This is a genomic window from Kineococcus indalonis (assembly GCF_009906395.1).
In the GTDB taxonomy this organism is placed as follows: Bacteria; Actinomycetota; Actinomycetes; order Actinomycetales; family Kineococcaceae; genus Kineococcus; species Kineococcus indalonis.
In genome coordinates this window covers 1-1,575 of sequence record NZ_JAAALM010000708.1, presented here as the reverse complement: position 1 = coordinate 1,575, position 1,575 = coordinate 1, and the positions used below count along the sequence as shown (strand labels likewise).

The window sequence follows — 1,575 nt, the reverse complement described above, 5'->3', positions numbered from 1 at the left end:
CCGGTGGCGCGGCGGCGGCGCGGGCGCGCCGGGCGGTCCGGGTGGCGGCGGGCCCCGCAAGGTGCACCGCAACGACTGGGTGCGCTCGCGGCCGGCGTCGGCGGTGCGCGCGGGGCTGCAGCGGGCGCTGCTGACCCCGCTGATGAAGGCCGAGGTGCGCATCGAGGTGCGCGGCGCGGAGGTGCTGGACGCCCTCGGCGGCCCGGCCGTGATCGTGGCCAACCACTCCTCGCACCTGGACACCCCGGTGCTGCTGGAGGCGCTGGGCCCGCGCCGGCGGCGCCGGGTGGCGGTGGCGGCGGCGGCGGACTACTTCTTCGACGTCTGGTGGCGCTCGGCCCCCTCGGGGCTGGTGATCGGCACCTTCCCGCTGGACCGGCGCGGCGGGCCCGGCGCCAACGCCTCCTCGCGGTTGCTCGCCGACGGCTGGAGCCTGGTGATCTTCCCCGAGGGCGGACGCAGCTACACCGGCGAGATGCGCCCCTTCAAGAAGGGCGCGGCCTACCTGGCGCTGGAGGCCGGGGTGCCGGTGGTGCCGGTGGCGCTGCGGGGCACCTTCGAGGCGATGCCGCCGCGGCAGAACTGGCCCACGAAGGGCCGCCCGCGCATCGCCGTGACCTTCGGCGAGGCGCTGCACGGCAAGCCCGGCGAGCGGGCGGGGGACTTCACCCCGCGCATCGAGGAGGCCGTGGCCAAGCTGCTCGCCAACAGCTGAGCAGCCGGCCCGGCCGGGCCCCGCGCACCACCCGGAGCCCGTGAGGTCCGTCACACCGGCACGCCGTCCACAGCACGCTGCCGGGCGCGGCCGGGTCCTGCCGGCGACGGGGTGGTGTACGGCGGGCCTCGGGCTTGTTACGGTCGGCAGGCTGCCGAGGCCCTTCGGGAGCCCGTCGCGGGGACCACGCCGAGTCCTGCCCACCCCGCGCCGGAACATGATCACCGGGCAGGAGCGGGGGACCCATGGTTCCTCGGACGTCCGTCGCGCCCCCCGGCGCGCCGGTGTCCTCGGGGTGAAGCCGCCTGCGGGCGGCCGGGTCAACAACCTTCGACCCGAACCCGACAGCTGACCTCGCAGGCGTTGGAGGTCACCGATGTCCCTGTCGCCCCGCCCTGCCCGCCCGCCCGCGCGCCACCGCGCCCTGACCGCCCCGGCGCGCCTCGTGCGCCGCGGCCTGCTCGCCACCGCCGCCGCCGGCGCGGCCGGTGCCGCCCTCCTGGTCCCCGCCACCAGCGCCTCCGCGGCCCCGGTGTCCGAGTGGGACCGCCTCGCCCAGTGCGAGTCCGGCGGCCGCTGGAACATCAACACCGGCAACGGCTACTACGGCGGGCTGCAGTTCAGCCCCCGCACCTGGACCGGCTTCGGCGGCGGGCAGTTCGCCCCCCGCGCCGACCTGGCCACCCGGGAGCAGCAGATCGTCACCGCCGAGCGCGTGCTCGCCCGGCAGGGCTGGCGCGCCTGGCCGTCCTGCTCGCGCAAGCTGGGCCTGCGCGGCGCGGCCGACCCGGTGGGCGTGGAGCAGGCGCTCCTGCACCCGGCCCCCGCGCCCGCGCCGCCGGCCCCCGCGAGCGCTCGCG

2 protein-coding genes and 1 riboswitch are annotated in these 1,575 nt (G+C 78.3%); both genes read left to right on the top strand.

Annotation, left to right across the window (positions count from 1 at the left end):
• Window positions 1-715: lysophospholipid acyltransferase family protein (locus GTR00_RS20490; protein ID WP_205706301.1), on the top strand; the 715-nt coding region annotated here is incomplete at its 5' end.
• A gap of 212 nt (window positions 716-927) precedes the next feature.
• Window positions 928-1,093, top strand: a riboswitch (cyclic di-AMP (ydaO/yuaA leader).
• On the top strand, window positions 1,092-1,575 hold a 484-nt coding region (locus tag GTR00_RS20485), incomplete at its 3' end, for a transglycosylase family protein (protein WP_166613371.1). Its footprint overlaps the riboswitch before it by 2 nt.